Raw genomic sequence first — 25615 nt, 5'->3', positions numbered from 1 at the left:
GGGCATCAGGAATCTGTGCGAAGTTCGATCCGGGCCGGCTGGCCGGGGCGCAGCACGGCATCGTCGCCTGGCGAGAATTCGGCCTCGACCCGGTACCCCTGATCCTCGTTGTCGCTCACAAGTTCCCAGCCGATCCTGTCGATCGTGCCGGAAAACTCGTCGTCGCCAACGGTAATGGTGACCGCCTGCCCCTCGCTGAGAGATGCGACACGCTCCGGCGCCACCAGCGCGCGAGCGCGCATGGTGTCGCCGTGCCCCAGTACCGCCAGTACCGCCGGCGCCAGCGCGGGGTTCACGAACTGACCGGGGGAGACATCAATGCGCGTGACACGGCCGCTGGCCGGTGCGCGGACGGAGGCATCGTCGCGGTCGGCACGCGCACGGTCGCGCTGGGCGCGGGCCTCGGCCAGCCGCGCGGCCACAGTGGCCTGTTCGATGCGGGCCAGTTCCACCTCGCGCAAGGCAATCAGGGTCTGGTCGTACAGGTCCTCCGCCTTTTCGACCTCCCGGTCGGCCTCGTCCAGTTCCAGCTGCAGGCGATCGATCGCCGCCTGGGCCGCGCGCAGATCGGCCTCGACGCGCCGGGTATCCAGGCGGAACAGGGTGGTGTCCTGGTCGACGTGCTCGCCCGGGCCGACCTCGATTGACTGGATCTTGCCGGCGACCGGGGCCGTAATGCGATAGGTCTGTCCCCAGTCCAGTTGACCCTTCAGCGTGCCGTCTTCCTCGGCCGCCGATCCAGCGGGGATCAGCAACAGCAGGGTGCAGCAAGCGATGGCCGAGAGCAGCAGCCGGCGACGGGGCCGGCCCGGCATCAGGCGATCAATGGACATCGGGTGTTCTCCCTTGGGGCGCCTTTGGACGCATATTTGTTACTCCGATTCCGCCATGGCCGTCCCGGCCAGGCGAAAGGGGCTGAGGTCGTCACGGCCGGTCAGCAGGGCCAGGCGCTCGTAGACCATGGCCAGCTCGAGTTCGGTCTGGGCATTGAAGTAGGCCGCGGCACTTTGCTGCACCATCGAGTCGCCGAGATCGGCCTGGTCCTCGATGTCGTACAGGTAGCGCGCGCGGTCGATATACAGCTGGCGATAGTCCATGCGCCATTCGGCCTCGTCGCGCTGCATGCGCAGGGCCTGGGCCTCGTGATAGAGCTCGCGCAGGCGATTGCGGACCTCGATCCGGGTCTGTCCCATATCGGCCTCGGCGCGCTGGCGCGCCGCGACGGCATGCCCGACCCGGCTGTCCTGACGACGCCCCTCGTACAGCGGGATCTCCAGCACGAGGCCCGCCGCAAACGGGTTGCGATCGCCACCGAACTCGCGGTTCCAGTAGCCCGTCTCCGCCTCCGCATACAGACGCGGGCGTCGCTGGGCGCGTGCCGCGTCCACGCCGCGCGCGGCGGCCTCCACCTGCAGGCGCTCGGCGGCGAGCGTTGGATTGGCGCTTTCGAGCTCGGCCATCAGTTCGTCCAGATCCGGGAGGTCCGGCAGATCCAGCGGCAGGGCGGGGGCGAGTACGGTGCGGATGCGCTCGCCGGGCCGGTTCAGGGCCTCGGCCAGTTCGTCGCGCGCGCGGCGCTGATTCTGCAGGGCGCGCTGGCGCTGCACGCGCAGGGTCTGGTACTCCGACTCCAGGCGAAAGACCTCGATGTCCGATACCTGCCCGCGCTCGGCGCGTTCTTCCGCACGCTCCTTGGTGACGAACGCGGCCGCCATCGCCTCGGTGTCGCGGGCGAAGCCAAGGTCGGCGAGCAGGACGTTGAAGTAGCGGTCCATCACGTGAAGCGCGTGCCGCGCGTGCGCCAGGGTCTCCATCTCCCGGGCGGCCTCGAGGCGCTGGGTGCCGGCGGCCTCGCGGGCACTGGACTGGCCGAAGTCGCTCAGCAGCTTGCGCGCGACAATGGCGGCACGGGAGTCGTTGCGGCTCTGGTCCGGTGCGAGGTCGTTCGGCTCGACCCAGCGGGCCTCCAGCCGCGCGTTGACGGTCACGTCCCGTTCGGCCTGGGTCCCGGCGAGCTCCTGTTCCGCGATCTCGCGTTCCGCGCGGGCGCGCCGGACCTGGGGATGAAGGGCGTCGACCGCGCTCAGCGCGTTCTCCAGCCGCAGCGGTTCGGGCAACGGTTCGGCATCGACAACCCCGTCGGCCGGAACGTCCTGCGCGGCCGTGATCACTGGCAGAGGTAGCAGGGCGGTTGTGATCAGGCTGGCCAGAATGGGCGCTGCGATTCGGCGCCGCCCGTTCCGGTGCGTCGCATGTCCTGGGTGCATTGGGCTACCTATCGTCCGGCGTGTTCGCGGCGGAAGCGGGTGAAGTTTCCGTCTTCGTAATGCCCCTCGGCGACGAACTCGCCCAGTAGCAGGAACTCGTCGACATCCCGGGTGGCCCCGGTGAATCGGGCAATGGGCTCGCCGTCCAGGTTGAAGAACTGGAACACCGGTGTGGCACGCACGCGGAAATCGCGGGTCGCGAAGTCCCGCATCGTCTTGGTCTCGCCCTCGAACGTCACCACCTCGATTGCGCCCTCGACGTCCACGGCAAAGATGCTGAACCGGTCCTTGAAATATTCCTGCACCTCCGGCTGGTTCAGCACCTGGTTCTTCATGCGGTGGCAGAACGGGCAGTCATCCATCTCGAAGAACAGCAGGATGCCCTTCTTGCCGGCGTCGCGGGCCTCATCCAGCTCTTCCTGGAAGTCGCCAAAGGTCGGATCGAAGAAGTGATGGTCAGGGTCGCGCGGGTCTTCCACGCCGGCACTGCCCAGCCCCGGGAGCACCAGGAGCAGGGCAGCCAGCAGGGCGGGAAGCAGGGTGACGATACGGCGTGGTGTCATGCGGCTGGGCTCCGGAATTCTGAAGTCGTTCACAAACAAGACGGGCAGAAGCCTCCCTCAATTCCCTCCTGAATGCAAGGAAAACGAGAGCGAGTCCGAGCGTGGCGGCATACCGCTGGGAGGGGGGGTTCGACAGGGGGGTGGGGGCGTGTTCCAATGGCTTGCTCGTCCTGTTCTGGAACCCGTTATTCATGCGCAGCCCCTTCCTCCCGTTGTTCGTTTTTCTCGGGCTGGTATTGCTCGAGATCTTCGGTTTCGCCTGGGTGGGTGACGCCGTCGGGGCGCTGGCCACGGTGGCGCTGGTGGTCGCGACGGCCGCTGCGGGGCTTCTGCTGTTTCGTCTGCAGGGGTTCTATCACTGGCGGCGCCTGCAGCAGAGCCTGGCCCGCGGCGAGATGCCCGCGCGTGGGCTGGTCGAGGGCTGGCTGCTGATGTCGGCGGCGGTCCTGTTGCTGCTGCCCGGGTTTTTCACCGATGCGGCCGGCTTTGTGCTGCTGGTGCCGCCCCTGCGTCGCTGGGCGGCCGAGGGCATCCTGCGCCGGGGCATGATCCGGGCGCGGACGAGGGGCTCCGGCGCGGCTGGGCCGGGTGACCCGATCGAGGGGGAGTTTCGTCGCCACGACGGCAGTGACGAGTCTGCCCCCGACGAGCGCCTGGACCACGACGACCACCGCTGAGATTTCTCCCTCCTCGCAGCCCTTGACTCGGCTTGGTGTGTCCCTATTATTAGCACTCGTTCGGGGTGGGTGCTAACAGGGCGCCTACCCGACATCCTCCAACCTGTTAAGAACATCGATATAAGGAGTTCGCACCATGAACCTGCGGCCTTTGCACGATCGCGTCATCGTGAAGCGTATGGAAGAAGAGCGCACCAGCCCCGGCGGGATCGTGATCCCGGACTCGGCGGCCGAGAAGCCGATCCGCGGCGAGGTGGTTGCGGTCGGTAACGGCAAGATCCTGGAAAACGGCGACGTCCGCGCGCTGGACGTGAAGGCCGGCGACAAGGTGCTGTTCGGCAAGTATTCCGGCACCGAGGTCAAGGTCGAAGGCGAAGACGTCCTGGTGATGCGCGAAGACGACATCATGGCCGTGATCGAGGGCTAAGCCCCGGCGATCCGCCCCTATCCCCACATTTTCAGGAGTAGAACGAGACATGAGTGCAAAAGAAGTCCGTTTTGGCAACGACGCCCGTACCCGCATGGCGAAGGGCGTGAATACCCTGGCCAATGCCGTGAAGGTGACCCTGGGCCCGAAGGGCCGCAACGTGGTCCTCGACAAGGCCTTCGGCGCCCCGACCGTGACCAAGGACGGCGTGTCCGTGGCCAAGGAGATCGAACTGGAAGACAAGTTCGAGAACATGGGTGCCCAGCTGGTGAAGGAAGTCTCCTCGCAGACCTCCGACGCCGCCGGTGACGGCACCACCACCGCGACCGTGCTGGCCCAGTCCATCGTCCGCGAAGGTATGAAGGCGGTCACCGCCGGCATGAACCCGATGGATCTCAAGCGCGGTATCGACAAGGCCGTCAAGTCGGCGACCGAAGAGCTGAAGAAGCTGTCCAAGCCGTGCACCGAGCACAAGGCGATCGCCCAGGTGGGCTCGATCTCCGCCAACTCCGACGTCGCGATCGGCGAGATCATTGCCGACGCGATGGACAAGGTCGGCAAGGAAGGCGTGATCACCGTCGAGGAAGGCTCCTCGCTGGAGAACGAGCTGGACGTCGTGGAAGGCATGCAGTTCGACCGCGGCTACCTGTCGCCCTACTTCATCAACAACCAGCAGAGCATGAGCGCCGAGCTGGACGACGCCTACATCCTGCTGTTCGACAAGAAGATCTCGAACATCCGTGATCTGCTGCCGATCCTGGAAGGCGTGGCCAAGGCCAACAAGCCGCTGCTGATCATCGCCGAGGACATCGAGGGCGAGGCCCTGGCCACGCTGGTGGTGAACTCCATGCGCGGCATCGTGAAGGTCGCCGCGGTGAAGGCCCCGGGCTTCGGTGACCGCCGTAAGGCCATGCTGCAGGACATCGCCGTTCTGACCGGTGGCCAGGTGATCTCCGAAGAGGTCGGCCTGTCGCTGGAGAAGACCACGGTGGAAGACCTGGGTCGAGCCAAGAAGGTGCAGGTGACCAAGGAAAACACCACGATCATCGACGGCATGGGTCAGAACAAGGACATCAAGGCCCGCGTCGACCAGATCCGCGCCCAGATCGAGGAAGCGACCTCCGACTACGACAAGGAAAAGCTGCAGGAACGCGTGGCCAAGCTGGCCGGCGGTGTTGCGGTGATCAAGGTCGGCGCCGCGACCGAGGTCGAGATGAAGGAGAAGAAGGCCCGCGTCGAGGACGCCCTGCACGCCACCCGTGCGGCGGTCGAGGAAGGCGTGGTCCCCGGTGGTGGCGTGGCCCTGCTGCGTGCCTGTGCCGCGATCACCAAGCTCAAGGGCGAGAACGAAGAGCAGACCGCTGGCGTCAACATCGCCCGCCGCGCAATGGAAGAGCCGCTGCGCCAGATCGTCTACAACTCCGGTGACGAGCCGTCCGTGGTCCTGAATCAGGTCCTGGAAGGCAAGGGCAACTACGGCTACAACGCGGCAACCGGCGACTTCGGCGACATGATCGACATGGGCATCCTGGATCCGACCAAGGTGACCCGCTCGGCGCTGCAGAACGCTGCTTCCGTGGCCGCCCTGCTGATCACCACCGAGGCCATGGTGGCCGAGCTGCCGAAGAAGGACGACGGTGGCGGTGCCGGCGGCGGCATGGACGACATGGGTGGCATGGGCGGAATGGGAGGCATGGGCGGCATGATGTAAGCCGCTCGGCCTTTGTATTTTGCCCGACACAGGCGAGACCCCGCTTCGGCGGGGTCTTTTTGTCTGGATTGAGCCAGGCTGTTCTTGTAGACCGGAACCCACAAGCAATCTGTGTGTCCTTAAGGGAACAAGGTTTTTCGTGAGGATGGCGTGCTTGTCGGCTGGCAGTGGTCCTGCGCAGACAAAAGAAGGGAGTCGCCTGATCACAGACGGGTGTTTCCTTAATGTGACAACGTTGTGATGCCGATACAATTCTTGGCTGGAATGCGTGCAAAACCGGAAAGCATGTGCCACTATCAAGCTGCTGTAGAGGGCTTGGCGCTCGCTGCTCCAGATTCCGGTCGGGAGTCAACCGTTCGGCAACGCGCTTGTCTCTGATCAGTCGTCGTTTGTTTTTACAAGGAGGCTATGAACATGAATCACAAGCTGGTTAAGAATCTTCTGGCCGCGTCCGTGGCCACGCTGCTGATCGGTACCGCGAGTCAGGCCATGGCTCAGGAACCGCCGGCGGCCAATGTCACCGACCGTAGCGGCAACGTCGTGATGGATCGCTCCGGCGAGTGCGTCCGCACCCGCTCCTGGGCCCCGGAAAACGTGAAGCATTCGCAGTGCGCCGGTTACATCGAAGAGACCGTCGAGGCCCCCGAGCCGGATCCGGCTCCCGAGCCCGAGCCCGAGCCCGAGCCGGAGTTCGAAACCACCACGCTGAGCGCCCAGGCCCTGTTCGACTTCGACAGCGCCGAACTGCGTCCGGAAGGCCGCGACGCCCTGCGTGAGCTGGCCCGCAGCCTGACCGCCGATGACGCCGAGTACAGCTCGGTGCTGGTCGAAGGTCATACCTGCACCATCGGTCCGGCCGAGTACAACCAGGGCCTGTCTGAGCGTCGTGCCCAGTCCGTGGCCGACTTCCTGGCCAGCGAGGGCGTGCGTGAAGACGACATCCGCACCGTGGGCCACGGTGAGGAACGTCCGACCGCCGACAACGCCACTCGCGAAGGCCGCGAGGCCAACCGCCGCGTGGAAGTGACCTCCGACGTGCGCCAGCGCGTCGACTAAGGTCCTCCGCCTGTCGGAAACCGGCCATCGGCGTGCCCGATGACCGGGACCAAGGCCCCGCCTCGGCGGGGCCTTTTTTGTGAAGGGCACCGGAGCTTCGGCCAGGTGATCATGGTTCGGGGTCGTTAAGCTTCGGTTAAGCCTTCCGCCCTAGACTGAGTCCAAAATCAAGAGGACCGTAACGATCATGAAGATGCATACGCTCAAGCTGCGCAAGGGGATGCGTCTGGCCGGCCTGGCAGTGGTTCTGATGCTCGGGGGGCTGTGGCTGTCCGGTACTGCCTCCGCGCACGGTATCGAACGGGCCACTGACCTGCAGTCTCTGGTGCAGGACGGGGAGGGCAAGCCGACTCTGATCATGTTCGCCTCCGACAGCTGCCCCTACTGCGATCGGGCAGAGAACCAGCACCTGGGTCCGATGAGCGAGGACGCGAACTTCGAAGGCATCCATATCCGCAAGGTCATGCTCGACCGCGAAGAGGTGCGGGACTTCGATGGCGAGGTGCGCCGTGGTCACGAGCTGGGGCGTGCCTACGGGGCCCGTGTCGTGCCGACGATCGTGGCCTTTGACGCCGAAGGCAAGCCGGTGGGTGAGCCGCTGGTTGGCATCCCCAACGAGCAGCTCTATCGCAGCCAGATCCGCCAGCGCATCCAGCGGGCTCTGCGTGACAACGGGGAATCGAGCTAGGCAGATACGCACCAGGCCGGGACCCGCGCAGCCCCAACGCCCCTGATGTGCGCCGCAGCTTGGCCCGGGCTCAGCGCTCGATCCGATAGATCAGGTCCACGGTCTGCTCGGTGGTGCCGGAGGAGGTCTCCAGCGTCAGGCGTCGGCTTAGCTCATAGCTGAGCAGTACGCGTGAGGTGTTGTCGAACAGGCCGACCGAGTAGCGCAGCAGCAGGCGCGGGGACAGGTACAGCCCCAGGGTCAGGGCCGTCTCCTCGATGCCGCCCTCTGTATCGATGGCCACCTCGTCCAGCCCCAGCTCGGTCCCGATCCGCTGGGTGATCAGTGCACCCTGCTCCAGGCCGTAGGCCGCCGCCGCGGAGGCGATCAGGTTGCCGTCCGACTCCGTTGCACCCGACAGGGGCCGCCCGGTCAGCAGGAACGCCATGGCCTCGGTCTCGTCCATTGCCGGGTCCGAAAACACCCTGGAACGCAGGTTGTCCGGGGTGCCGCCGATCTCGAGCCCGACGGTGACGTTGTATTCGCGCACCGTACGCACGGCGCGCAGGTCCAGTTCCGGTGTTTCCGCGGGACCCTGGAACAGCAGCACCCCCCGGTCCACCCGCAGGTCCTGGCCGTAGGCATCGAAGCGGCCCTCGGGGATGCGGATCTCGCCAAACAGCTGGGTCGGGCGCCCGGCGATCTCCTCCACGTCCACCTCGCCGGCAAAGCGGGCGGTGAGCCCGTGACCGTCAAAGCGCACGTCATCGCCCAGACGGATGCGGATGCGGATATCCGTCTTCAGGGCCTGTGCCTCTTCCAGTTCCTCGCCGAGGATGATCTCGTCACCGGATACCCGGATCGCGCCCGGGGGGAGATCCGGCGGACGGAGTCGAGCCCACGGCAGCAGTACCTCGCCGCGCACACGGATGCCATCTTCGGGGGTGAATACCAGTTCCAGGTCGGGGGTGATAGTGGCTTCCGCATCGACGCGGTTCACGGCGAGGAAGTCTTCGCCACGCATCTGCATCTCCGCCCGCGGGCCGTCCCGGCCCAGGTCGACGCGACCCGTCAGATCGATCGCGCCATCGCCCGATTCGAGCCGTCCGTCCAGGGTCATCTCCTCCGCGGAGACGACGTTGGCGGTCATCTGGGGGATCAGGATGTCGATCCCGGCCTCCGGGATCAGCACGCCCCCGTCACTAAAGCGCACGGCGCCCTCGACCAGCGGGGCGTCCAGGTGCCCGCCGAAGGTCAGCCGGGCATCGAGCACGCCGCGCAGGCGCTGGATGTCGGGGCTTGCCGCCGCAATCCAGGACAGGTCATCCAGGCGCGCCTCGAAGTCGCCGTCGATCCGCATGTCGTCGCCATCCGGACGCAGTTCCAGAGCCGCCCGTGCGATACCGCCGTCGAGAAAGCCGAGCCGAAAATCGACATCCACGTCACGGTCGCGTACGCGCGCGTCGAGATGGGCATCGCGATAGGGCACATCCTGCAGTTCGCCATCCTCGTCGCGCACCATCAGGCGCCCATCCGTCGGGCGCACGGCCAGATCGGCCTCGATGCGGCCCCGGTCATCCAGACGGCCGCTGGCCTCGGCATTGATCTGGCCCTCGATGCCCAGCTCCGGTGGCAGCAGGGGGCCCAGCCAGCCAAGCTCGAGGTCCTGCATCAAGGCACTGAAGTTGCCGCCAGTCGCCGCCTCCCAGCGCCCGTCCGCGCACACGCGCCCGCCTTCCCGGGTCAGGCACAGGCGCTCCAGGCGGGCGGACTCCGGGCCCCCTTCCAGAGCGACCGGGGCGGGCAATGACCAGTCGCCGGCCTGGGGCTGCGTCAGGTCCAGCCGGGTCATTTGGCCGCTCCAGTGCGTGGTCTCGAGATCGAAGCCGCCGGCCAGCGCCAGTGCCAGCGTACCCAGTTCCTGCCCGTCCACGTCGAGCTCCAGGCGATGATCGTCGATGGTCCCCGTGGCCCCGAGGCGCACGCTGGCCAGCTGAACCCCTGTGGCCGGCTCCAGATCCTCGAGCCGCAGATCCAGCCGGGCGGGGGCATCCTCGGCCAGCCCGGCCTCGGCGCTCAGGTCCAGCCGGCCCAGCGCGATGTCCCCCAGCCGAAGTCCGGCACCGTCGCCCTCGGCGGCCACCCGAGGAGCGTCCGGCGATCCGGTTACGTGCGCATCCAGGTTCAGGCGTCCCGCGAGGTCGGGCCATAGCTGCTGCAGTTCCGGGGCATCCACCCGCAGGCGGAAATCCAGCGCGTCGGTCCAGTGGCCCTGAGCGCTCAGGGTATTGGCGCCGAGTGCCAGCTCCAGTTGTTCCACGGTCAGGGCGTCGCCTTCCAGCTCGGCCCGGCCGCGCCCTTCGACTGGCTGCTCGCGCAGGGTACCGGACAGGTGTTCCAGTTCGGCCTGCAGATGCAGTACGCCGTCCTCGGCCTGCCGGCCGCGCGTGGTGAGTGCGAGATCCAGATGCCCCGGCGCCTCGGGTGTGATGATGGCCGGGTCCAGCGCCTCGGCCTGCAGCGCGAGGTCCCAGTCGAGACCCTCGGCCCAGCCCACGTCCCCCGCCAGGTCCAGACTCCCGCCGTCGTCCATCGCCAGGCGCAGGCGATCGATCCGGGCTCCGGTCTCGGTCAGGTCCATGCGTCCGTCGCCGGTCACGGCGATGCCATGGCTTTCGGCCCGCAGGGGGTCCAGTCTCAACTGGGCCCGAAGCTGTCCCGAGGCGGGGGCGAAGTGACCGCTGGCGGCCAGCCGTAGCTGTTCCAGGTGGCCCTCCAGCTCCTCATGCAGGCGGGCGAGATCCGGGGCCTCCAGTGCCAGATCCAGTGCGAGATCCAGCGCGTGCCCCGGGTCCGAAAGATCACCCTCCAGCCCCGCGACCTGGCCGTTCAGGGTGGCCGTCAGGGCGTCTTCGTCGACCTTGAGTTCGCTGTCGCGCAGGCGGGCCGTGCCGTCCGCTAGGGTCAGGCCCAGCTGCCCGGTCAGGACATGGTCCTCGAAGCGTCCCCGCAGCTCGTCGATGTCGACGGTCGCTTCCAGTGCCGCGAGCGGTGGTTGTTCGGTGTCCAGTGGGAGGCGGCCCCGCAGGGTGGCCCGCAGCCGTTCCAGGCCCGCGTCGAGTTCCAGACCCAGGGGGCCGGGGTCGAGGTCGTCGAGTGCCAGTTGCAGATCCCAGTCGAGGGCCTCGTCGAAGCGGATGGGACCGGCGAGCCCCAGCCGTCCGGCCTCGGAATCCAGCCGCAGTGTCTCGATCTCGGCCATGGACAGGTCGCCATGGGCCTGCAGCACGAGTTCGACTGCTGGCATGTCGTCCAGCCGGGCGCCGCCATCCAGGCCCAGCGACCAGTCGTCGGGTTTGCCGGAGGCATGGAGCCGGCCCGTGGCGACATGCGCGGCCTGGTCCGGGGCGAGCCGGTAGGCGAACGGGGCCCAGGTGATCTCGGCGTCGAAGCGCGGGTCCTCCAGCGCATTGACCACCTCGGCCTGCAGGGTCAGATCCACCCCAGCGCTCAGGACATGATGCAGCCGCAGGCGTTCTCGCAGGTGTCCGTCCAGCTCCAGTCGCCCCTGTGCCTCGCTGGCATCGAGGCCTGCGGCCACGGCGTCCGGCAGGGGCGCGGTCCAGGTGCCCTCGGCGTTCACCGCGTAGTCATCTTCGGTCTCGACCCGCGCTTGCAACTGCGCCCGGATCTCCGGCATGTCCAGGTCGAGCTGCTGGAGTTCGACCCGGGAGCCACTGGCCCGCGCCCGGGCCGCGATCTGCGTGATGGCGACCAGGGGCGTGCCTTCGCGGTACACCCGCAGGTCGCTCAGCAGGACATCCTCCAGCTGCACCGCCAGCGGGAGGCGGATCGCATCGGGCAGTTCGAAGGGCTCCTCGTCGTCATCGATCGCCTCGGGTGGCAGGTCGATCAGCAGCCCGGTCGCATGAACGACCGGGATCCGCAGCTCGCCGCGCAGTCCCGCGCGGGCGTCGATGCCCAGGCGACCTTCGTCCAGTTCGATGCGGGGGCCGTCCGGCAGGGACAGGTAGAGACCGTGGATTGCGAGCTCGGTGAACAGCGTGCCCTGGACTCGTTCGATGCGCAGATCCACCGGGGCGTGCCGCTCGGCCTGTTCGGCCAGCCAGCGCGTACCGCTCTCGGAGGCCAACAGCGCGATCACGGATCCCGCCGCGAGGATCAGGAGCAGCAGGACCCCGCCGATCAGCCACAGCAGTGCCTTGCCCACGCGCCTCACAGGTCCGGCCCCATGGAGAAGTGGATGCGGAAGTCGTCGTCCGAGTCCGGGCCGTGGGCGATGTCGACGCGGATCGGCCCCACCGGAGAACGCCATCGCACGCCCATGCCGACGCCGTAGACCGGGTCGAATTCGGTCCAATCGTTGACGACGTTGCCGGCGTCCACAAAGGCGGCAGCGCTCCAGTTGCCGCGCACCGGGATGTCGTACTCCAGGCTGCCAACCACCTTGTGGCGCCCGCCGATCACGTCACCGTCCTCGTTGGTCGGGCCGACCTTCTGGTAGCCGTAGCCACGGATGCTGGCATCCCCGCCGGCGAAGAAGCGCAGGGAGCTGGGCAATTCGCGTACCGAGTCCACCTCCGTAAACCCGGCATCCGCCCGGGCCAGTACGCGTCCGGGACCCATCGCGCGCACGAACTTGCCGCTGGCCAGTACCTGCGCGAACGAGGTGCTGGACAGGAGCTCTTCCTGCGCCCCCTGGACGGTGACGTCGAAGCGGTAGCCGCGACGCGGAGTCATCGGGTCGTCGGCCTCCATCCGGCTGACCCGATAGGACGGGATTAGCAGGCGGCTGCGATCCGTCTCGTCGCCGATGGTGTAGTCCTCGTGCTCGTAGCGCAGGCCCTCGGTGGTCTGCCAGCCCCCGGTTCGCTGCAGCACGCGGTTGGCCCCGACCTGGAAGCGGTCCGACTGCTGGGTATCGGTGTCCTCGGTGCGGTAGCTCGTGAACAGGTTCAACTGCTCGCGCAGCGGGTCACGCAGCGGGATCGCGTAGTTGAAGCCCACACCGGAGCGTACCGGGGAGGCCTCCAGCTCCGCGTGATAGCGGTGACCGCGCTGGTTGGCATAGCGGTTCTCGAAACGAAAGCGCAGGCGCGGGCCGATGTCGGTGGAGTAACCGATGCCGGCCTCGTAGTTGTGCCGCCGACGGGGCTCGAACTCGGCCACGATCGGAACGTGGCGGTCCTCCGCCTCGTCGCGCAGGGGACGCACCCGTACCCCGGAGAAATACCCCGAGTCGTTCAGGTTCCGCTGCAGTGCGATGATCTGTGAAGAGCTGTAGGGGTCGCCCTCCTCGAACGGGATCATGCGTTCGACGAATTCCGGCGCCAGGATGTCCTGGTCCAGTGTAACCCGCCCCATGCGGTAGCGATCGCCCGTGTCCATGTGCAGGCGGATGGTCGCGGTGCGGTGCTCGCGGTCGACCTCCAGGCGGCGGGTGTGAAGGTCCGCGTCGAAATAGCCGCGATCCGCGGCAATCCGCGTCATGCGATTGCGCAGGGTGTCATAGCGGTCATGGCGCAGGACATCGCCTTCCTGGATGTCGGTCTGGCTGAGCACGGCCTCGAAGGCGAGATCGCCAACCCCCTCGCCGGTGACCTGGATATCGATGGTCTCGACCGTCGTTGGCGGGCCCGGCTCGAAGCTCAGGTGCAGGTCCCAGCAGGCATCGTCGCGCTCCAGACTCAGGTCCAGTTCGGCGTCGTAGTGGCCGACGGCGCGCAGGGCGTTGCGCGCGCGTTCTTCAGAGTCGCGCAGCAGGCGGCGCTCGCGAAAGCCGGGCAGCTCGCAGGGATGGCGCGCCAGGTTGAGGCTGTTGCGGATGTTTTCGCGCTGTAACTCCGTGCCGCCCTGCAGCACCAGACCCGGTACCGGGCCATCGTCCTCGTCGGCCGCCAGGGGAAACGCCAGCAGCACCAGGAGCACCCCGATCCAGCTTGCCCGCCGAGCCGCGTGCGCATGCAGCAGGGGAAACGGATGCCGGCGAGGAAGAAGGGTCATGGATCGATAATAGCGGGTAGCCGCAGGGCTTCGGGAAAGGGGATGTCCCTATCAGTGTCTTGCCGCGGACGTGAGTTCCCGGCAACGACCGCGTCCGTGTCTCCCCCAGGCTCAGGCGCTCGGGCAGTCCACTCCGCTCCCGCGCGAGAACACCACCAGGTGCGTGAAATCCAGGCGCAGGCGCACATGCTCGCCGATCACGAAGTTGTCGTGGCTGGGCGCCATGCACAACACGTTGATCCCGTCGGGGAGTTTCAGGGTGTAGAGGAAGTCGGCCCCGCGGAAGGCCTTGTCGAGGATCTCGGTGCGCACCGTGCCCTGTTCGTTGTCGATGGCGATATCGTCCGGGCGTACCAGCACGTCCACCGCGGTCCCCGGCGGGAGCTGTTCGGACATCGAACCCTGGATCTCGCCAAAGGCCGTGTCGACTCGGTCTTCGGTGCAGACCATTCCGGGGATCAGTGTGCCCTCGCCGACGAAGTCCGCGACAAAACGGTCGGCCGGGCGATGGTAGAGGTTGTACGCGGTATCCCACTGGGCAATGCGGCCCTGGTGGATCACCGCGATGCGGTCGGCAAAGGCGAAGGCCTCGTGCTGGTCGTGGGTCACGAGGATCGCGGTGGTGCGCTCTGCGCGCAGGATGCGCCGCACCTCGCGGGCCAGGTCGCCGCGCAGCTCTACGTCCATGCTGGAGAAGGGCTCGTCCAGCAGCAGGAGTGCCGGCTTCGGCGCCAGGGCGCGTGCCAGTGCGATGCGCTGCTGCTGGCCGCCGGACAGGGCGTGCGGATAGGCCTCGCCGTAGCCAGACAGGCCCACGAGCTTCAGCAGCGTCTGGACGCGATCGGTGCGCGCGTCGCGGCTCCAGTCGCGGATACCGAAGGCGATGTTGTCGGCGACATTGAGGTGCGGGAACAGCGCAAAATCCTGAAACACCATGCCGACGCCACGGCGCTCCGGGGGCACCGTATGCCCGGGCTCGCTCACGGCCCGCCCGCCCAGGTGGATGGCCCCGCGCATCACTGGTTCGAATCCCGCGATCGCGCGCAGCAGCGTGGTCTTGCCGCAGCCGGAGGGGCCCAGCAGGCACCCGATCTGCCCCTCGGGCAGGGCCAGCGAGACCCCGTGCACCACGGCCTTGCCGTCGTAGCCGATGTCGATATCGTCGAGTTCCAGCAACGGCGTATGGGGCACCTGGATCGCGGCGGTGGATATGGCGGCTTGTGTCATGTCAGGTCGTACCGGCGGGCATGGGGAGCGGCTTTTGCGGCTTGTCAGTCTCGGGGGCCGGGCGCTGGTTGGGCGCGCCCTGACCGGGCCGCGAGCGGCCGATGGTCATCGACAGCAGGATAACGGGAACCAGTCCGACCAGCACGATGGCCAGGGCGGCACTGGAGGATTCGGCCAGTCGCTCGTCACTCGCCAGTTCGAAGGCACGCACCGCAAGGGTGTTGAAGTCGAACGGGCGCAGGATCAGCGTGGCGGGCAGTTCCTTGAGCACATCGACAAAGACCAGCAACAGCGCCGTCAGCAGAGTGCCGCGCATGATCGGCAGGTGCACGCGGGTCAGCGTCTGCAGCGGGTGCATGCCCAGCGATCGCGCGGCGTCGTCCATGCTCGGCTGGATCTTGCCGAGGCCCGCCTCCACGGTCTGCAGGGAAACCGCGAGGAAGCGCACCGCGTAGGCGAACAGCAGGGCGAACACGGTGCCGGACAGCAGCAGCCCGGTCGACAGCCCGAAGGTGTCGCGCATGAAGCCGTCCAGCGCGTTGTCGAAGGCGGCGAACGGGATCATCACGCCAATCGCAATGACCGTGCCGGGGATCGCGTAGCCCATGCCCGCCACGCGTACGGCCAGGTTGGTAAAGGTCCCGCCCTGCATGCGTTTGGCATAGGCCAGCACCAGGGCCAGGACAACGGCGATCACGGCCGCGGCCACGGCCAGCCAGAAGGTGTTGAACACCAGCTCGGCGAAGCGGGCATTCATCCAGTGGTCGGTGGTCTGGACCGCCCAGATCGAGAGTTGTGCGGCAGGCAGCAGGAACCCCAGCACCACCGGCAGCAGGCAGGCGGTGAACGCCGCCGCGGCCTTCCAGCCCTGCAGGCGGTAGCGCGGCAGGGTGGAATAGCGGCGGCTGGTGTGGTGGAAGCGCGCCTTCGCGCGCGACCAGCGCTCCAGCACGATGAGGATGAACACGAAGGTCAGCAGTACCGCCGAGAGCTGCGCGGCGGCGGCCGGGTCACCCAGCCCGTACCAGGTGCGGAACACCCCGGTGGTAAAGGTGCTGATGCCGAAATAGGCGACCGTGCCGTAGTCCGCGAGCACCTCCATCAGCGCAAGGGTCAGCCCGGCGATGATCGCCGGGCGGGCCAGTGGCAGGGCCACGCGGCGGAACCCGCCGAACGGCCCTTGGCCCAGCGTGCGCGAGACCTCCAGAACACACACCGACTGCTCCAGAAAGGCCGCGCGGCTGAGCAGGTACACATACGGATAGAGCACCAGCATCAGCATGACCATCGCCCCGCCGAGCGATCGGATCTCGGGGAAGAAGTACTCCCCGTAGCCCAGCCCGGTCAGGTCGCGGATCAGGCTCTGCACCGGTCCGGAAAAGTCCAGCATGCCGGTATAGGTGTAGGCGATGATGTAGGCCGGCATCGCCAGCGGCAGCATCAGCGCCCACTGGAAGATCCCGCGTCCGGGGAACTCGCACATGCTGACCAGCCAGGCGACCGGGACGCCGATCAGCAGCACCCCGATGCCGACGCCGACCACCAGCGCCAGGGAGTTGGTGACGTAGTCGGCCAGTACCGTCTGGCGCAGGTGTTCCCAGACCTCGCCCGCCGGAATGAATACATGCCCGAAGATCACCAGCACCGGCAGCGCGAGCACCAGCGCCACCGTGATCGCCACCACGGACCACGGGCTGAACGACAGTCGCGGCCTGCCCCGGGACGTGGTGCGCGTACCGGGCGCGGCTGGGTTGGAGGGCTGGGCGCTCATGGAGTGCGAATAATAAAGGTTCTTGTTTCGAATACCACCAAGACCGTTCCTGGGCTACCGACTTCGCATAAACAACGAGCCCCCGGCCAGGGCCGGGGGCTCGTGAATTCAGGGCATCAGCGCCAGCGGACGCGGTCCATGATCCGCACGGCCTCGCTGTTGTTGTCACCCAGAAGGTGCAGCTCGATGTCGTCGGATTCGAACTCGCCAAAGCCCTGCAGGATCTCGCTGGCCGGCACGTCGTCCCGGATCGGGTATTCCTGGTTGGCCTCGGCGTACCACTGCTGCGCCTCCTGCGAGGTCAGAAACTCGAGCAGCCGGATGGCGTTCTCGCGATTCGGGGCGTGGGCGGTGACACCGGCACCGCTGATATTGACGTGCGTGCCGCGGTCGTCCTGGTTGGGCCAGAAGACGCCAATCTGTTCGGCGACCTGGCGATCGCGGCCGTCGCCGTCCAGCATCAGGCCAAGATAGTACGTGTTGGCGATGGCGATATCGCACACGCCATCCGCCACCGCGCGAATCTGGTCGCGGTCGCCGCCCTGCGGGCGCCGTGCCATGTTGTTCACGATGCCCTCGGCCCAGGCCTCGGCGGCCTCCGCGCCCTCGGTGGCGATCATCGCGGCCACCAGCGACTGGTTGTAGACGTTGTCGGAGGAACGCACGCAAATGCGGTCTTCCCATTTTTCGTCGGTCAGGGCCTCGTAGGTGGACAGGTCCTCCGGATCGACCCGGTCCTTGTGATAGAGAATCGGGCGCGCGCGCAGCGACAGGCCGTACCATTCGCCCTCCGGGTCGCGGTAGCGCTCGGGGATGTTCTCGTTGAGCACATCGGATTCGATGGCCTGCAGCACACCCGTCTGCTTCGCCTGGTGCAGGCGGGCGGCGTCGGCCGTGATCAGTACATCGGCCGGCGAGTTGCGCCCCTCGTGACGCAGGCGCTGCAGCAGGCTGTCCGCGCTGCCGGTCACCAGATTGACCTGGATGCCCGTCTCCTCGGTGAACTGCTCGAGCAGGGGCTGGATCAGGTTTTCCTGCCGCGCCGAGTAGAGGTTGACTTCGTCTTCGTCGGCCGGGCTGCAGCCGACCAGGGGCATGGAGACGGCGACGGCCGCAGCGGCCATCACCAACCAGGAAAGGGGGCGAAACGACATGCTGAATCTTCCATGTGATTAATTAGACGAGAACGATTGTTATTTGTGTTCGCATCCGTGTCAACGATTCCCTGCCGCGGCCTTGGTGCTTTGCGCCACGTTCGGGGGCCGGTATGCACATTGATCACTGTTTCCCTAAGCTTGGCCCATGGACAAGCCCCTGCCCGAGACCCCCGAAGCCCTGCCCCCCTTCCTGGAGGAGGAGGTCGGGCACCTGTTGCAGGACCTTGGCGAAAAGGCCGACTGGCCCGGCAGCCTGTCGGGCCAGTCGGCCAGCCCGCTGGCCTTCAGCCACTACCTCGCCCAGACGGTGGGGCGGCATCCGGACTATCTGCTCGATACCCTGGATGACGAGGGGCGCGTGCCCGAGCGCGACGACGACGCGTTTGCCGCGATGCTGAGCACCGCGTTGCAGGACGTCGACAGCGAAGAGCAACTGAAGCAGGCGCTGCGCGAGCTCCGCCATCGCGAGATGATTCGCATCGCCTGGCGGGACCTGGAGGGGCGTGCGGACCTGGACGAGGTGATGCACGACCTCAGCCGTCTTGCCCAGGGCCTGATCCAGGGGGCACTGGACTGGCTCGACCGTCACTACCAGGGCCGCCACGGGCAGCCGCGGGGGGCCAACGGCGCGGCGCAGTCGCTGGTCGTGCTGGGGCTGGGAAAGCTCGGCGGGGGCGAGCTCAACTTCTCCTCCGATATCGACCTGATCTTCGCCTACGCCGAGTCCGGCGAGACCGATGGCGAACGGGTGCTGGACAACGGTGCCTACTTTCAGAAGCTGGGGCGTGCCCTGATCGCGGCGCTGTCCGAGGTAACCGCGGATGGCTTTTGCTATCGCGTCGACATGCGCCTGCGCCCGTTCGGCGACTCGGGCCCGCTGGTGATGCACTTCGATGCGATGGAGGACTACTACCAGGCGCATGGCCGCGAATGGGAACGCTACGCCCTGATCAAGGCGCGCCCGCTGGCAGGGGACGCGGCCGCGGGGGATGCGCTGATGAAGCGCCTGCGCCCGTTCATCTACCGCCGCTATCTGGACTACGGCACGCTCGCGAACCTGCGCGAGCTCAAGCAGATGATCAACGACGAGTCCGCCCGGCGCGGGCGCTACGAGGACGTGAAGCACGGCGAGGGCGGGATCCGCGAGATCGAGTTCATTGCCCAGTCGTTCCAGCTGATTCGTGGCGGACGTGACCAGGCCCTGCAGCGGCGGGACCTGCTGGGGGTGATGGAGGTGTTGCGCGAGCGCGAGCTGCTGCCGGCCTACGCGGTCGACCAGCTGGAGCGCGGCTATCGCTTCCTGCGCCGGATCGAGAATCGCCTGCAGATGCTCAATGATCAGCAGACGCACCGGCTGCCGCGTGCCACTGGCGACCGGACCCGCCTTGCCCTGTCACTCGGATTCGACAGCGAGGTGACGTTCGAGGCGGCACTGGTACGCGAGCAGCGCCGGGTGCATGCGCACTTCGAGCAGGTGTTTACCGCCCCGCAGCGTGACGACGCCGAGTCCATGGACAGCTCGCCCGAGGCGGACCGCGAACAGCAGTCGCATCGCCTGTGGCAGGGCTCGCTGGACGATGACGTGGCACGGGAGGCCCTGTCCTCCCTCGGCTTCGACGATCCCGGAGCGGCCCTGGTAGGGCTGGTGGACCTGCGCGACAGCCCCGGCGTGCGTGCGATGAGCACCACCGGGCGCCAGCGACTGGACCGCCTGATGCCGCTGCTGATTGGGGCCCTGGCCGAGATGGATGCCCCGGACACGGTGCTGCCCCGCGCCCTGCAGATGGTGCGTACGATCGCCCGGCGCTCGGTGTATCTGTCGTTGCTGGTCGAGAATCCGCTGGCGCTGTCACAGCTGGTCAAGCTGGTCGCGGCCAGTCCCTGGATCAGCGAGCAGCTGACGCGCTTCCCCGTCCTGCTGGACGAGCTGCTCGACCCGCGCGCCCTGTATGCCCCGCCGGACCGGGACGGGCTGCGCGAGGAACTGGAGGCCGAGCTTGCGCAGTTCCCGGGCGAGGATCACGAGCAGATGCTGGACCGCCTGCGCCAGTTCAAGCAGGTGCAGACGCTGCGCGTGGCGGCGGCCGACATCATGGGGTTTCTGCCGTTGATGAAGGTTTCCGATCACCTGACCTGGCTGGCGGAGGTGATGCTCGAACGGGTGCTCCAGCTGGCCTGGGACAAGATGATCGAACGTCACGGCGAGCCGCGCTGTGGCGAGGGTGCCGACATGCGTCCGGCGCGTTTCGCGGTGATCGGCTACGGCAAGCTGGGCGGCTTCGAGCTGGGCTATGGCTCCGACCTGGATGTCGTGTTCCTGCATGACTCCCAGGGCGAGGATGCGCAGACTGCCGGGCCCAAGTCGATCGACAACACCGAATTCTTCGCGCGGGTCGCGCAGCGTGTGGTCCACCTTCTGGGGGCGTTTACCGCCGCCGGCAGGCTGTACGAGGTGGATACGCGACTGCGCCCGAGCGGCACGTCCGGTCTGCTGGTCAGCGGGCTTCGGGCCTTCCGGCGTTATCAGGACGAGTCCGCCTGGACCTGGGAGCATCAGGCACTGGTGCGCGCCCGCTTCGTCGCCGGCGATGCCGAGCTGGGGGAACGGTTCGATGACCTGCGCCGCGAGGTGCTGACGCGCAAGCGCGACGCCGATGCCCTGTGTGCCGAGGTCGTCGAGATGCGCCAGCGCATGCTGACAGAGCATGCCTCGAAAAAGGGCCAGGGCTTCCATCTCAAGCGCGACCGGGGCGGTATCACTGATATCGAATTCATGGTTCAATACTGGGTTTTGGTATCCGCCCACGACCATCCCGCCGTCTGTGACTGGCCGGACAAGATCCGCACGCTGGAGACCCTCGGGCGCGAGGGCGTGATCGGCGAGGACTTGAGCGAGGCGCTGGCGGATGCCTATCGGGATTTGCGCAACCGCATCCACCGTCTGACGCTGGCGGGCCGGGACGCCCGGGTCGAGGAGCCGGACGACGAGCTGCTGGCGGTGCGGGACCGCGTAATCGAAACTTGGAATGACCTGTTCGGCGCGCCTGAGCCGGCCGCGAACAAGAACGCCTAGAGGGATACAAGACATGTCGATGGCCGACCGCGACGGGGTGATCTGGCTGGACGGGCAGATGGTGCCCTGGCGCGAGGCGCAGACCCACGTACTGACCCACACCCTGCACTACGGCATGGGCGTGTTCGAGGGCGTACGCGCCTACCAGACCGAACGCGGTCCGGCGATCTTTCGGCTGCAGGACCATACCCGGCGCCTGTTCAACTCGGCCAAGATCCTCGGCATGACCATCCCGTACTCGGCCGACGAGCTGAACGATGCGCAGATCGCCTCGGTGCGCGACAACGGCCTGGAGAGCGCCTACCTGCGCCCGATGTGTTTCCTCGGTTCCGAGGGCATGGGCCTGCGCGCGGACAACCTGAAGGTGCACGCGATGGTCGCGGCCTGGCACTGGGGCAGCTATCTGGGCGACGAGGGGCTCCAGAAGGGCATCCGTATTCGCACCTCGTCCTACAGCCGGCACCATGTGAACGTGACCATGTGCAAGGCCAAGGCCAACGGCAACTACATGAACTCGATGATGGCCCTGCAGGAGGCGACCCGCTGCGGCTATGACGAGGCCATGCTGCTGGATACCGAGGGTTACGTGGCCGAGGGCAGTGGCGAGAACATCTTCCTGGTTCATGACGGTGTGCTCTACACACCGGATCTGACCTCCGCGCTGGACGGCATCACCCGCCGCACGGTCATTACCCTGGCCGAGGAGGAAGGCCTGCGCGTAGTGGAGAAGCGCATCACGCGCGACGAGGTCTACATCGCCGACGAGGCCTTCTTCACCGGTACCGCCGCCGAGGTGACCCCGATCCGCGAGGTCGACGACCGCCCGATCGGCTCCGGCACCCGCGGACCGATTACCGAACGCCTGCAATCGCGCTATTTTGATGTCGTACAGGGCCGCGACCGTCAGCACGACGGGTGGCTGACCTACCTCTAGGGAAACACTGATTAATGCACACGCTCGCGTTGGCACCCCAGGTTTTCCGAGACAAGGCGCGTCGTGCAGCGGGTAGTGGTTCTACCCGCAAGCGGCGCAACGCAGGATCGGGGAACCTGGGGTGCCAACCCCCACAAGCTATTGAAAGACGGGGCTCGGCCGCTTTTGCGCGCGCACGGCGTTGCGGTTCCCTTGTGCAGAATGACTGCACGGCAGTCACCGCGCCTTGTTCGCACGCAAAAGCGACTCGAGCGCGAGCGCGTGCATTAATCAGTGTTTCCTCAACACGCGAGACGAAAACCATGGTCAATCCCGATACCGCTCATCACCAGGACCAGTACGAGACCGCAAACGCGCAGCCGGAGATCACGGTCACCCAGAAAGACCTGCCGCTGCACTGCCCGACGCCGAAGATGGCACTGTGGGCCTCGCACCCGCGCGTATTCCTGCCGATCGACGAGACCCCGGACGGCCGTTTTCAGTGCCCGTACTGCGGCACCCAGTTCATCCTGAAGAAGGACGACGCCTGAGCACCGGGCACCCGCGCCCCGGCGCACATGCCGGGGCGAATCCTGCCCGCCCCGGGCGTTCCCGCGTACGCATCCGATGAAGCTCTCCCTGCCCCCGTTCGATCAGGCCCGAGTGCTGGTGGTCGGCGATCTGATGCTGGATCGTTACTGGCATGGTGGCACCGACCGCATCTCGCCCGAGGCCCCGGTCCCGGTAGTCCATGTGCGCGACATCGAACAGCGCCCGGGCGGGGCCGGCAACGTCGCGCTGAATCTCGCCGCCCTGGGCGGTCACGCCGATCTGGTCGGTGTGACCGGCGAGGACGAGGCCGCGGCCGAACTGGCCGGCCTGCTGGAGGGGTCGGGCGTGGCCTGTCACTTCCGCCGTCAGCCCGGTGCGGCCACCATCACCAAGCTGCGCGTGATCAGCCGCCACCAGCAGCTGATCCGCCTCGACTTCGAGGACGGCTTCCCCGGCACCCGCGCCGCCGACCTGCTGCCGCAGGTCGAGCCCCTGCTGGCCAACTGCGGCGCCGTGGTCCTGTCCGACTACGCCAAGGGCGCGCTGCGCGACCCGCAACCCCTGATCCAGGCCGCCCGCGCCGCCGGCGTCCCCGTGCTGGTCGATCCCAAGGGCCGCGACTTCTCCCTTTACAGTGGGGCCACGCTGATCACCCCCAATCTGACCGAATTCGAGGCGGTGGTGGGGCGCTGCGCCGACGAGGCCGAACTGGTCGCGCGCGGCGAGGCACTTGCCCGTGACTGCGGGATCGAAGGGCTGCTGGTGACGCGTGGCGAAGACGGCATGAGCCTGATTCGCACGGGCGCCGTGCCGGTGCATCTGGGGGCCCGGGCACGGGAGGTGTTCGATGTGACGGGTGCCGGCGATACCGTGATTGCGACGCTGGCGGCCGGGCTCGCAACCGGCCTGGAGCTGCCTCAGGCGATGGCCCTGGCCAATATTGCTGCCGGTATCGTGGTGGCCAAGCTGGGTACCGCGACGGTCAGTGTGGCGGAGCTGCGGCGGGCCCTGCAGGATCAGGAACAGACCGGGCGTGGGGTTTTGACCGAGGAAGAGTTGCTGCACGCCGTGGCGGATGCTCGCGTACATGGTGAGAGCATCGTGATGACCAACGGCTGTTTCGATCTGCTGCATGCCGGGCATGTCGCCTATCTGGAACGTGCTCGCAGTCTGGGCGATCGCCTGATTGTGGCGGTCAATGACGATGACTCGGTACGCCGCCTGAAGGGAGAGGGACGCCCGGTGAACCCCGTCGAGCAGCGCATGGCGGTCCTCGCCGGGCTCGCCTCGGTGGACTGGGTCGTGCCGTTCTCCGAGGACACCCCGGCGCGCCTGATCGGAGAGGTCCTTCCGGATCGGCTGGTGAAGGGCGGGGACTACCGCCCGAAGGACATCGCCGGGCACGATGCCGTGGTGGCACACGGCGGACGCGTGGAGATCCTCGACTTCCTCGGTGGGTGCTCGACCTCGTCGATGATCGACCGCATGCGCAAGCCCTCGGAGCCCTGACGCCCACCGTCCTGCGCCTCGCTTTCCCCGTCTTCCGTGCGCCGCGTACAATGCGGCGCATCCCCAGCCTTTTTCAGGAGTCGTCCCCGTGATTATTGTTACCGGCGGTGCCGGATTCATCGGCAGCAATCTGGTCAAGGAGCTCAACCGTCGTGGTCGCACCGACATCATTGTGGTCGACAACCTGACCCATGGGCAGAAGGCGCTGAACCTGACCGACTGCATCATCGCCGACTATCACGACAAGGAAGACTTCCGCGACCTGGTCGAGGGCGACGCCCACCTGGGGCCAGTGGAGGCTGTGTTCCACATGGGCGCCTGCTCGGCGACGACCGAGTGGGACGGGCGCTACATCATGCGTAACAACTTCGCCTACACCCGCGAGCTGTTTCACTGGTGCCAGGATCGACGCATCCCGTTTATCTATGCCTCGTCGGCTGCGGTGTACGGCGGTAACGACACCTTCCGTGAGGACCCGGCTCACGAGCGCCCGCTGAATGCATACGGCTATTCCAAGCTCGCATTCGACCAGTATTTGCGCCGGCACATGGATCAGCTGACCGCCCAGGTGGTGGGGCTGCGCTACTTCAATGTCTACGGCCCGCGCGAGGGCTACAAGGGCGGGATGGCCAGCGTGATCCATCACTTCAGCAACCAGCTGCGCGAGGGCAATACGGTCCGGTTGTTCGAGGGTTGTGATGGTTACGCCGATGGCGAACAGCGCCGCGACTTCGTCGATGTGCGCGACTGCGTGAACCTGAAGCTGTGGTTGCTGGAACATCCGGAGGTCAACGGGATCTACAATTGCGGGACCGGCCACGCGCGGACCTTCAACGACATGGCGCGTGCGACGATCGACTGGTTCGGCCGCGGCGAGATCGAATACATCCCGTTCCCGGATCACCTGAAGGGCCGTTACCAGAGCTATACCCAGGCCGATCTGTCGCAGCTGCGCGCGGCCGGCTGCGACCTGGAATTTCACGATGTCGAGGACGGCGTGCGCGCCTATCTTGATGCGGTCGCGGCCGATCAGGCCGACTGACCTGGGGTACCAACGCGAGTTTGTACATTGGTCAGTGTTTCCCTTGGAGCAGCAACATGAGCGACCAGCCCCTGCATCGCGTCCGCGCGGACGAGTACGAAACCCCCGGTGATCGCCTGGAGCGCTCGCTGGAGGAGGGGCGCGTGTTGTTGTTCGAGCCGGGGCGCCTGCCGCTGCCGGATGAGCAGGACCTGGCCTTTCTGCGCGACGAGGTCGGACGTCTGCTCAGCCTGAAGAACATCAGCTACCACCCGCACGGTGACTTTATCAGTGGCCTGAAGAACGAAGGTGATGCCGGCGAGCGCGTGCGTCGTATCCTGCGCGAGTACGGCCAGCGGGTGGAGGGGTTCCTGGGGCATCTGCTACCGGGATTCACCAGCGGCTGGAGCCCGCGCAAGATCAACTTCCGTCCGGTGCAGGAGAAGGGCCGGGTGATCAAGCGGCACTCCAACAACGAACTTCTGCATGTGGACGCCTTCCCGGCCGGGGCCACCCACGGATGGCGGCCGCTGCGCTTCTTTACCAACATCAACCCGGAAGAGGCGCGCATCTGGCGGGTGGCCGAGGAGTTCGGCGAGCTCTATCGCCAGTTCGGCGCCGCCGCCGGCATTGCCCCTCCACCGCGCTTGCGCCAGGGGCTGGCGGAGCGCGCCTGGACGGGCAGTCTGCGTGCACTGTCGGCCCTCAAGCTGCCGCAGCTCGAAGTGGTCGGTGATACCTCGCCCTACGATCGCGCGATGCGGCGCATGCACAACTGGATGAAGGACAGCGACGAATTCCAGAATGCCCCGGGGCGTGGCACCGAGCTGGTCTTTGAGCCGTATTACAGCTGGTGCGTGCTGACCGACCAGGTCAGTCATGCGGCGCTGTCCGGCCAGCACGCGCTGGTGGCCACCTTCTACGTGCGTCCCGAGGCCTGTCATATGCCCGAGCGTTCCCCCTGGGGAGTGCTGGAGGCCGCCGGCCGGGCTGCCTGAGC

At 67.0% G+C, this 25615-nt stretch carries 19 protein-coding genes; 11 read left to right on the top strand and 8 right to left on the bottom strand.

Annotated features, from left to right (window positions below):
• Positions 1–5 precede the first annotated feature (5 nt).
• From C995_RS0100465 to C995_RS0100455, 3 genes are read right to left on the bottom strand one after another with little or no spacing between them, the layout of a single operon-like run.
• On the bottom strand, positions 6–833 hold the full coding sequence (locus tag C995_RS0100465) for an efflux RND transporter periplasmic adaptor subunit (protein ID WP_018863052.1): 828 nt from the start codon (positions 831–833) through the stop codon (positions 6–8).
• A gap of 39 nt (positions 834–872) precedes the next feature.
• A complete protein-coding gene (locus C995_RS0100460; protein WP_038080499.1) occupies positions 873–2267 on the bottom strand; it encodes a TolC family protein in 1395 nt (464 codons plus the stop codon).
• 8 nt (positions 2268–2275) lie between these two features.
• Positions 2276–2830, bottom strand: a complete 555-nt coding sequence (locus C995_RS0100455; protein ID WP_018863050.1) for a thioredoxin family protein — start codon at positions 2828–2830, stop codon at positions 2276–2278.
• Between the two features lie 191 nt (positions 2831–3021).
• Here C995_RS0100455 and C995_RS0100450 point away from each other — a divergent pair, with 191 nt between their 5' ends.
• The 5 genes from C995_RS0100450 (at position 3022) to C995_RS0100430 (ending at position 7389) form a co-directional block, all read left to right on the top strand.
• Positions 3022–3507 (top strand): FxsA family protein, encoded by a 486-nt coding sequence (locus tag C995_RS0100450; RefSeq protein ID WP_018863049.1) that lies wholly within the window; start codon positions 3022–3024, stop codon positions 3505–3507.
• 136 nt (positions 3508–3643) lie between these two features.
• Positions 3644–3934, top strand: coding sequence for a co-chaperone GroES (gene groES / locus C995_RS0100445; protein ID WP_018863048.1), 291 nt, complete (start codon positions 3644–3646; stop codon positions 3932–3934).
• A gap of 49 nt (positions 3935–3983) precedes the next feature.
• A complete protein-coding gene (gene groL / locus C995_RS0100440; RefSeq protein ID WP_018863047.1) occupies positions 3984–5645 on the top strand; it encodes a chaperonin GroEL in 1662 nt (553 codons plus the stop codon).
• Between the two features lie 414 nt (positions 5646–6059).
• Positions 6060–6701 (top strand): OmpA family protein, encoded by a 642-nt coding sequence (locus C995_RS0100435; RefSeq protein ID WP_026278862.1) that lies wholly within the window; start codon positions 6060–6062, stop codon positions 6699–6701.
• 187 nt (positions 6702–6888) lie between these two features.
• Positions 6889–7389, top strand: a complete 501-nt coding sequence (locus tag C995_RS0100430) for a thioredoxin fold domain-containing protein (RefSeq protein WP_018863045.1) — start codon at positions 6889–6891, stop codon at positions 7387–7389.
• 70 nt (positions 7390–7459) lie between these two features.
• On the opposite strand, the gene C995_RS0100425 is transcribed toward C995_RS0100430, so the two are convergent.
• The 5 genes from C995_RS0100425 to C995_RS0100405 form a co-directional block, all read right to left on the bottom strand.
• Positions 7460–11608, bottom strand: coding sequence for a translocation/assembly module TamB domain-containing protein (locus C995_RS0100425; RefSeq protein WP_026278861.1), 4149 nt, complete (start codon positions 11606–11608; stop codon positions 7460–7462).
• On the bottom strand, positions 11605–13392 hold the full coding sequence (locus C995_RS0100420; RefSeq protein WP_231362393.1) for an autotransporter assembly complex family protein: 1788 nt from the start codon (positions 13390–13392) through the stop codon (positions 11605–11607). The genes C995_RS0100425 and C995_RS0100420 overlap by 4 nt, the downstream gene beginning before the upstream one ends.
• 111 nt (positions 13393–13503) lie before the next feature.
• On the bottom strand, positions 13504–14619 hold the full coding sequence (locus C995_RS0100415; protein ID WP_018863042.1) for an ABC transporter ATP-binding protein: 1116 nt from the start codon (positions 14617–14619) through the stop codon (positions 13504–13506).
• 1 nt (position 14620) lies between these two features.
• On the bottom strand, positions 14621–16300 hold the full coding sequence (locus C995_RS0100410; RefSeq protein ID WP_018863041.1) for an iron ABC transporter permease: 1680 nt from the start codon (positions 16298–16300) through the stop codon (positions 14621–14623).
• Between the two features lie 206 nt (positions 16301–16506).
• Positions 16507–17544 carry a Fe(3+) ABC transporter substrate-binding protein gene (locus tag C995_RS0100405; RefSeq protein ID WP_018863040.1) on the bottom strand — a complete coding sequence of 346 codons (1038 nt, stop codon included), beginning with the start codon at positions 17542–17544 and terminating at the stop codon, positions 16507–16509.
• Positions 17545–17692: 148 nt separating this feature from the next.
• Between C995_RS0100405 and glnE the strand changes: the two genes are divergently transcribed.
• The 6 genes from glnE to C995_RS0100375 all read left to right on the top strand — a co-directional run bounded on the left by glnE (position 17693) and on the right by C995_RS0100375 (position 25613).
• The gene (glnE, locus tag C995_RS0100400; RefSeq protein WP_018863039.1) at positions 17693–20620 is read left to right on the top strand and encodes a bifunctional [glutamate--ammonia ligase]-adenylyl-L-tyrosine phosphorylase/[glutamate--ammonia-ligase] adenylyltransferase; all 2928 of its coding nucleotides are present in this window, start codon (positions 17693–17695) and stop codon (positions 20618–20620) included.
• 13 nt (positions 20621–20633) lie between these two features.
• Entirely contained in the window at positions 20634–21554 is a 921-nt protein-coding gene (locus tag C995_RS0100395) for a branched-chain amino acid transaminase (protein ID WP_018863038.1), read from the top strand.
• Positions 21555–21856: 302 nt separating this feature from the next.
• On the top strand, positions 21857–22084 hold the full coding sequence (locus C995_RS0100390; RefSeq protein ID WP_018863037.1) for a zinc-finger domain-containing protein: 228 nt from the start codon (positions 21857–21859) through the stop codon (positions 22082–22084).
• A gap of 76 nt (positions 22085–22160) precedes the next feature.
• Positions 22161–23594, top strand: coding sequence for a bifunctional D-glycero-beta-D-manno-heptose-7-phosphate kinase/D-glycero-beta-D-manno-heptose 1-phosphate adenylyltransferase HldE (gene hldE, locus C995_RS0100385; RefSeq protein ID WP_018863036.1), 1434 nt, complete (start codon positions 22161–22163; stop codon positions 23592–23594).
• An 88-nt stretch (positions 23595–23682) separates the two neighbouring features.
• On the top strand, positions 23683–24636 hold the full coding sequence (gene rfaD / locus C995_RS0100380; protein WP_018863035.1) for an ADP-glyceromanno-heptose 6-epimerase: 954 nt from the start codon (positions 23683–23685) through the stop codon (positions 24634–24636).
• 56 nt (positions 24637–24692) lie between these two features.
• Complete coding sequence (locus tag C995_RS0100375; RefSeq protein WP_018863034.1) at positions 24693–25613, top strand: Kdo hydroxylase family protein; 921 nt, start codon at positions 24693–24695, stop codon at positions 25611–25613.
• The last annotated feature ends 2 nt before the right edge of the window (positions 25614–25615 follow it).

Source organism: Thioalkalivibrio sp. ARh3, from assembly GCF_000377265.1.
GTDB classification, from domain to species: Bacteria; Pseudomonadota; Gammaproteobacteria; order Ectothiorhodospirales; family Ectothiorhodospiraceae; genus Thioalkalivibrio; species Thioalkalivibrio thiocyanoxidans.
The sequence above is the reverse complement of the archived record's forward strand: the minus strand, read 5'-3'. Positions and strand labels throughout refer to the sequence as shown.

Excerpts from the sequence above, each read along its gene's own strand:
- C995_RS0100450 (WP_018863049.1), top strand. The coding sequence starts at position 3,022 with ATGCGCAGCCCCTTCCTCCCGTTGTTCGTTTTTCTCGGGCTGGTATTG.
- C995_RS0100390 (WP_018863037.1), top strand. The coding sequence starts at position 21,857 with ATGGTCAATCCCGATACCGCTCATCACCAGGACCAGTACGAGACCGCA.
- C995_RS0100415 (WP_018863042.1), bottom strand. The coding sequence starts at position 14,619 with ATGACACAAGCCGCCATATCCACCGCCGCGATCCAGGTGCCCCATACG.
- C995_RS0100465 (WP_018863052.1), bottom strand. The coding sequence starts at position 833 with ATGTCCATTGATCGCCTGATGCCGGGCCGGCCCCGTCGCCGGCTGCTG.
- C995_RS0100375 (WP_018863034.1), top strand. The coding sequence starts at position 24,693 with ATGAGCGACCAGCCCCTGCATCGCGTCCGCGCGGACGAGTACGAAACC.
- glnE (WP_018863039.1), top strand. The coding sequence starts at position 17,693 with ATGGACAAGCCCCTGCCCGAGACCCCCGAAGCCCTGCCCCCCTTCCTG.
- hldE (WP_018863036.1), top strand. The coding sequence starts at position 22,161 with ATGAAGCTCTCCCTGCCCCCGTTCGATCAGGCCCGAGTGCTGGTGGTC.
- groL (WP_018863047.1), top strand. The coding sequence starts at position 3,984 with ATGAGTGCAAAAGAAGTCCGTTTTGGCAACGACGCCCGTACCCGCATG.
- C995_RS0100460 (WP_038080499.1), bottom strand. The coding sequence starts at position 2,267 with ATGCACCCAGGACATGCGACGCACCGGAACGGGCGGCGCCGAATCGCA.
- C995_RS0100455 (WP_018863050.1), bottom strand. The coding sequence starts at position 2,830 with ATGACACCACGCCGTATCGTCACCCTGCTTCCCGCCCTGCTGGCTGCC.
- groES (WP_018863048.1), top strand. The coding sequence starts at position 3,644 with ATGAACCTGCGGCCTTTGCACGATCGCGTCATCGTGAAGCGTATGGAA.
- C995_RS0100435 (WP_026278862.1), top strand. The coding sequence starts at position 6,060 with ATGAATCACAAGCTGGTTAAGAATCTTCTGGCCGCGTCCGTGGCCACG.
- C995_RS0100430 (WP_018863045.1), top strand. The coding sequence starts at position 6,889 with ATGAAGATGCATACGCTCAAGCTGCGCAAGGGGATGCGTCTGGCCGGC.
- C995_RS0100395 (WP_018863038.1), top strand. The coding sequence starts at position 20,634 with ATGTCGATGGCCGACCGCGACGGGGTGATCTGGCTGGACGGGCAGATG.
- C995_RS0100420 (WP_231362393.1), bottom strand. The coding sequence starts at position 13,392 with ATGACCCTTCTTCCTCGCCGGCATCCGTTTCCCCTGCTGCATGCGCAC.
- C995_RS0100405 (WP_018863040.1), bottom strand. The coding sequence starts at position 17,544 with ATGTCGTTTCGCCCCCTTTCCTGGTTGGTGATGGCCGCTGCGGCCGTC.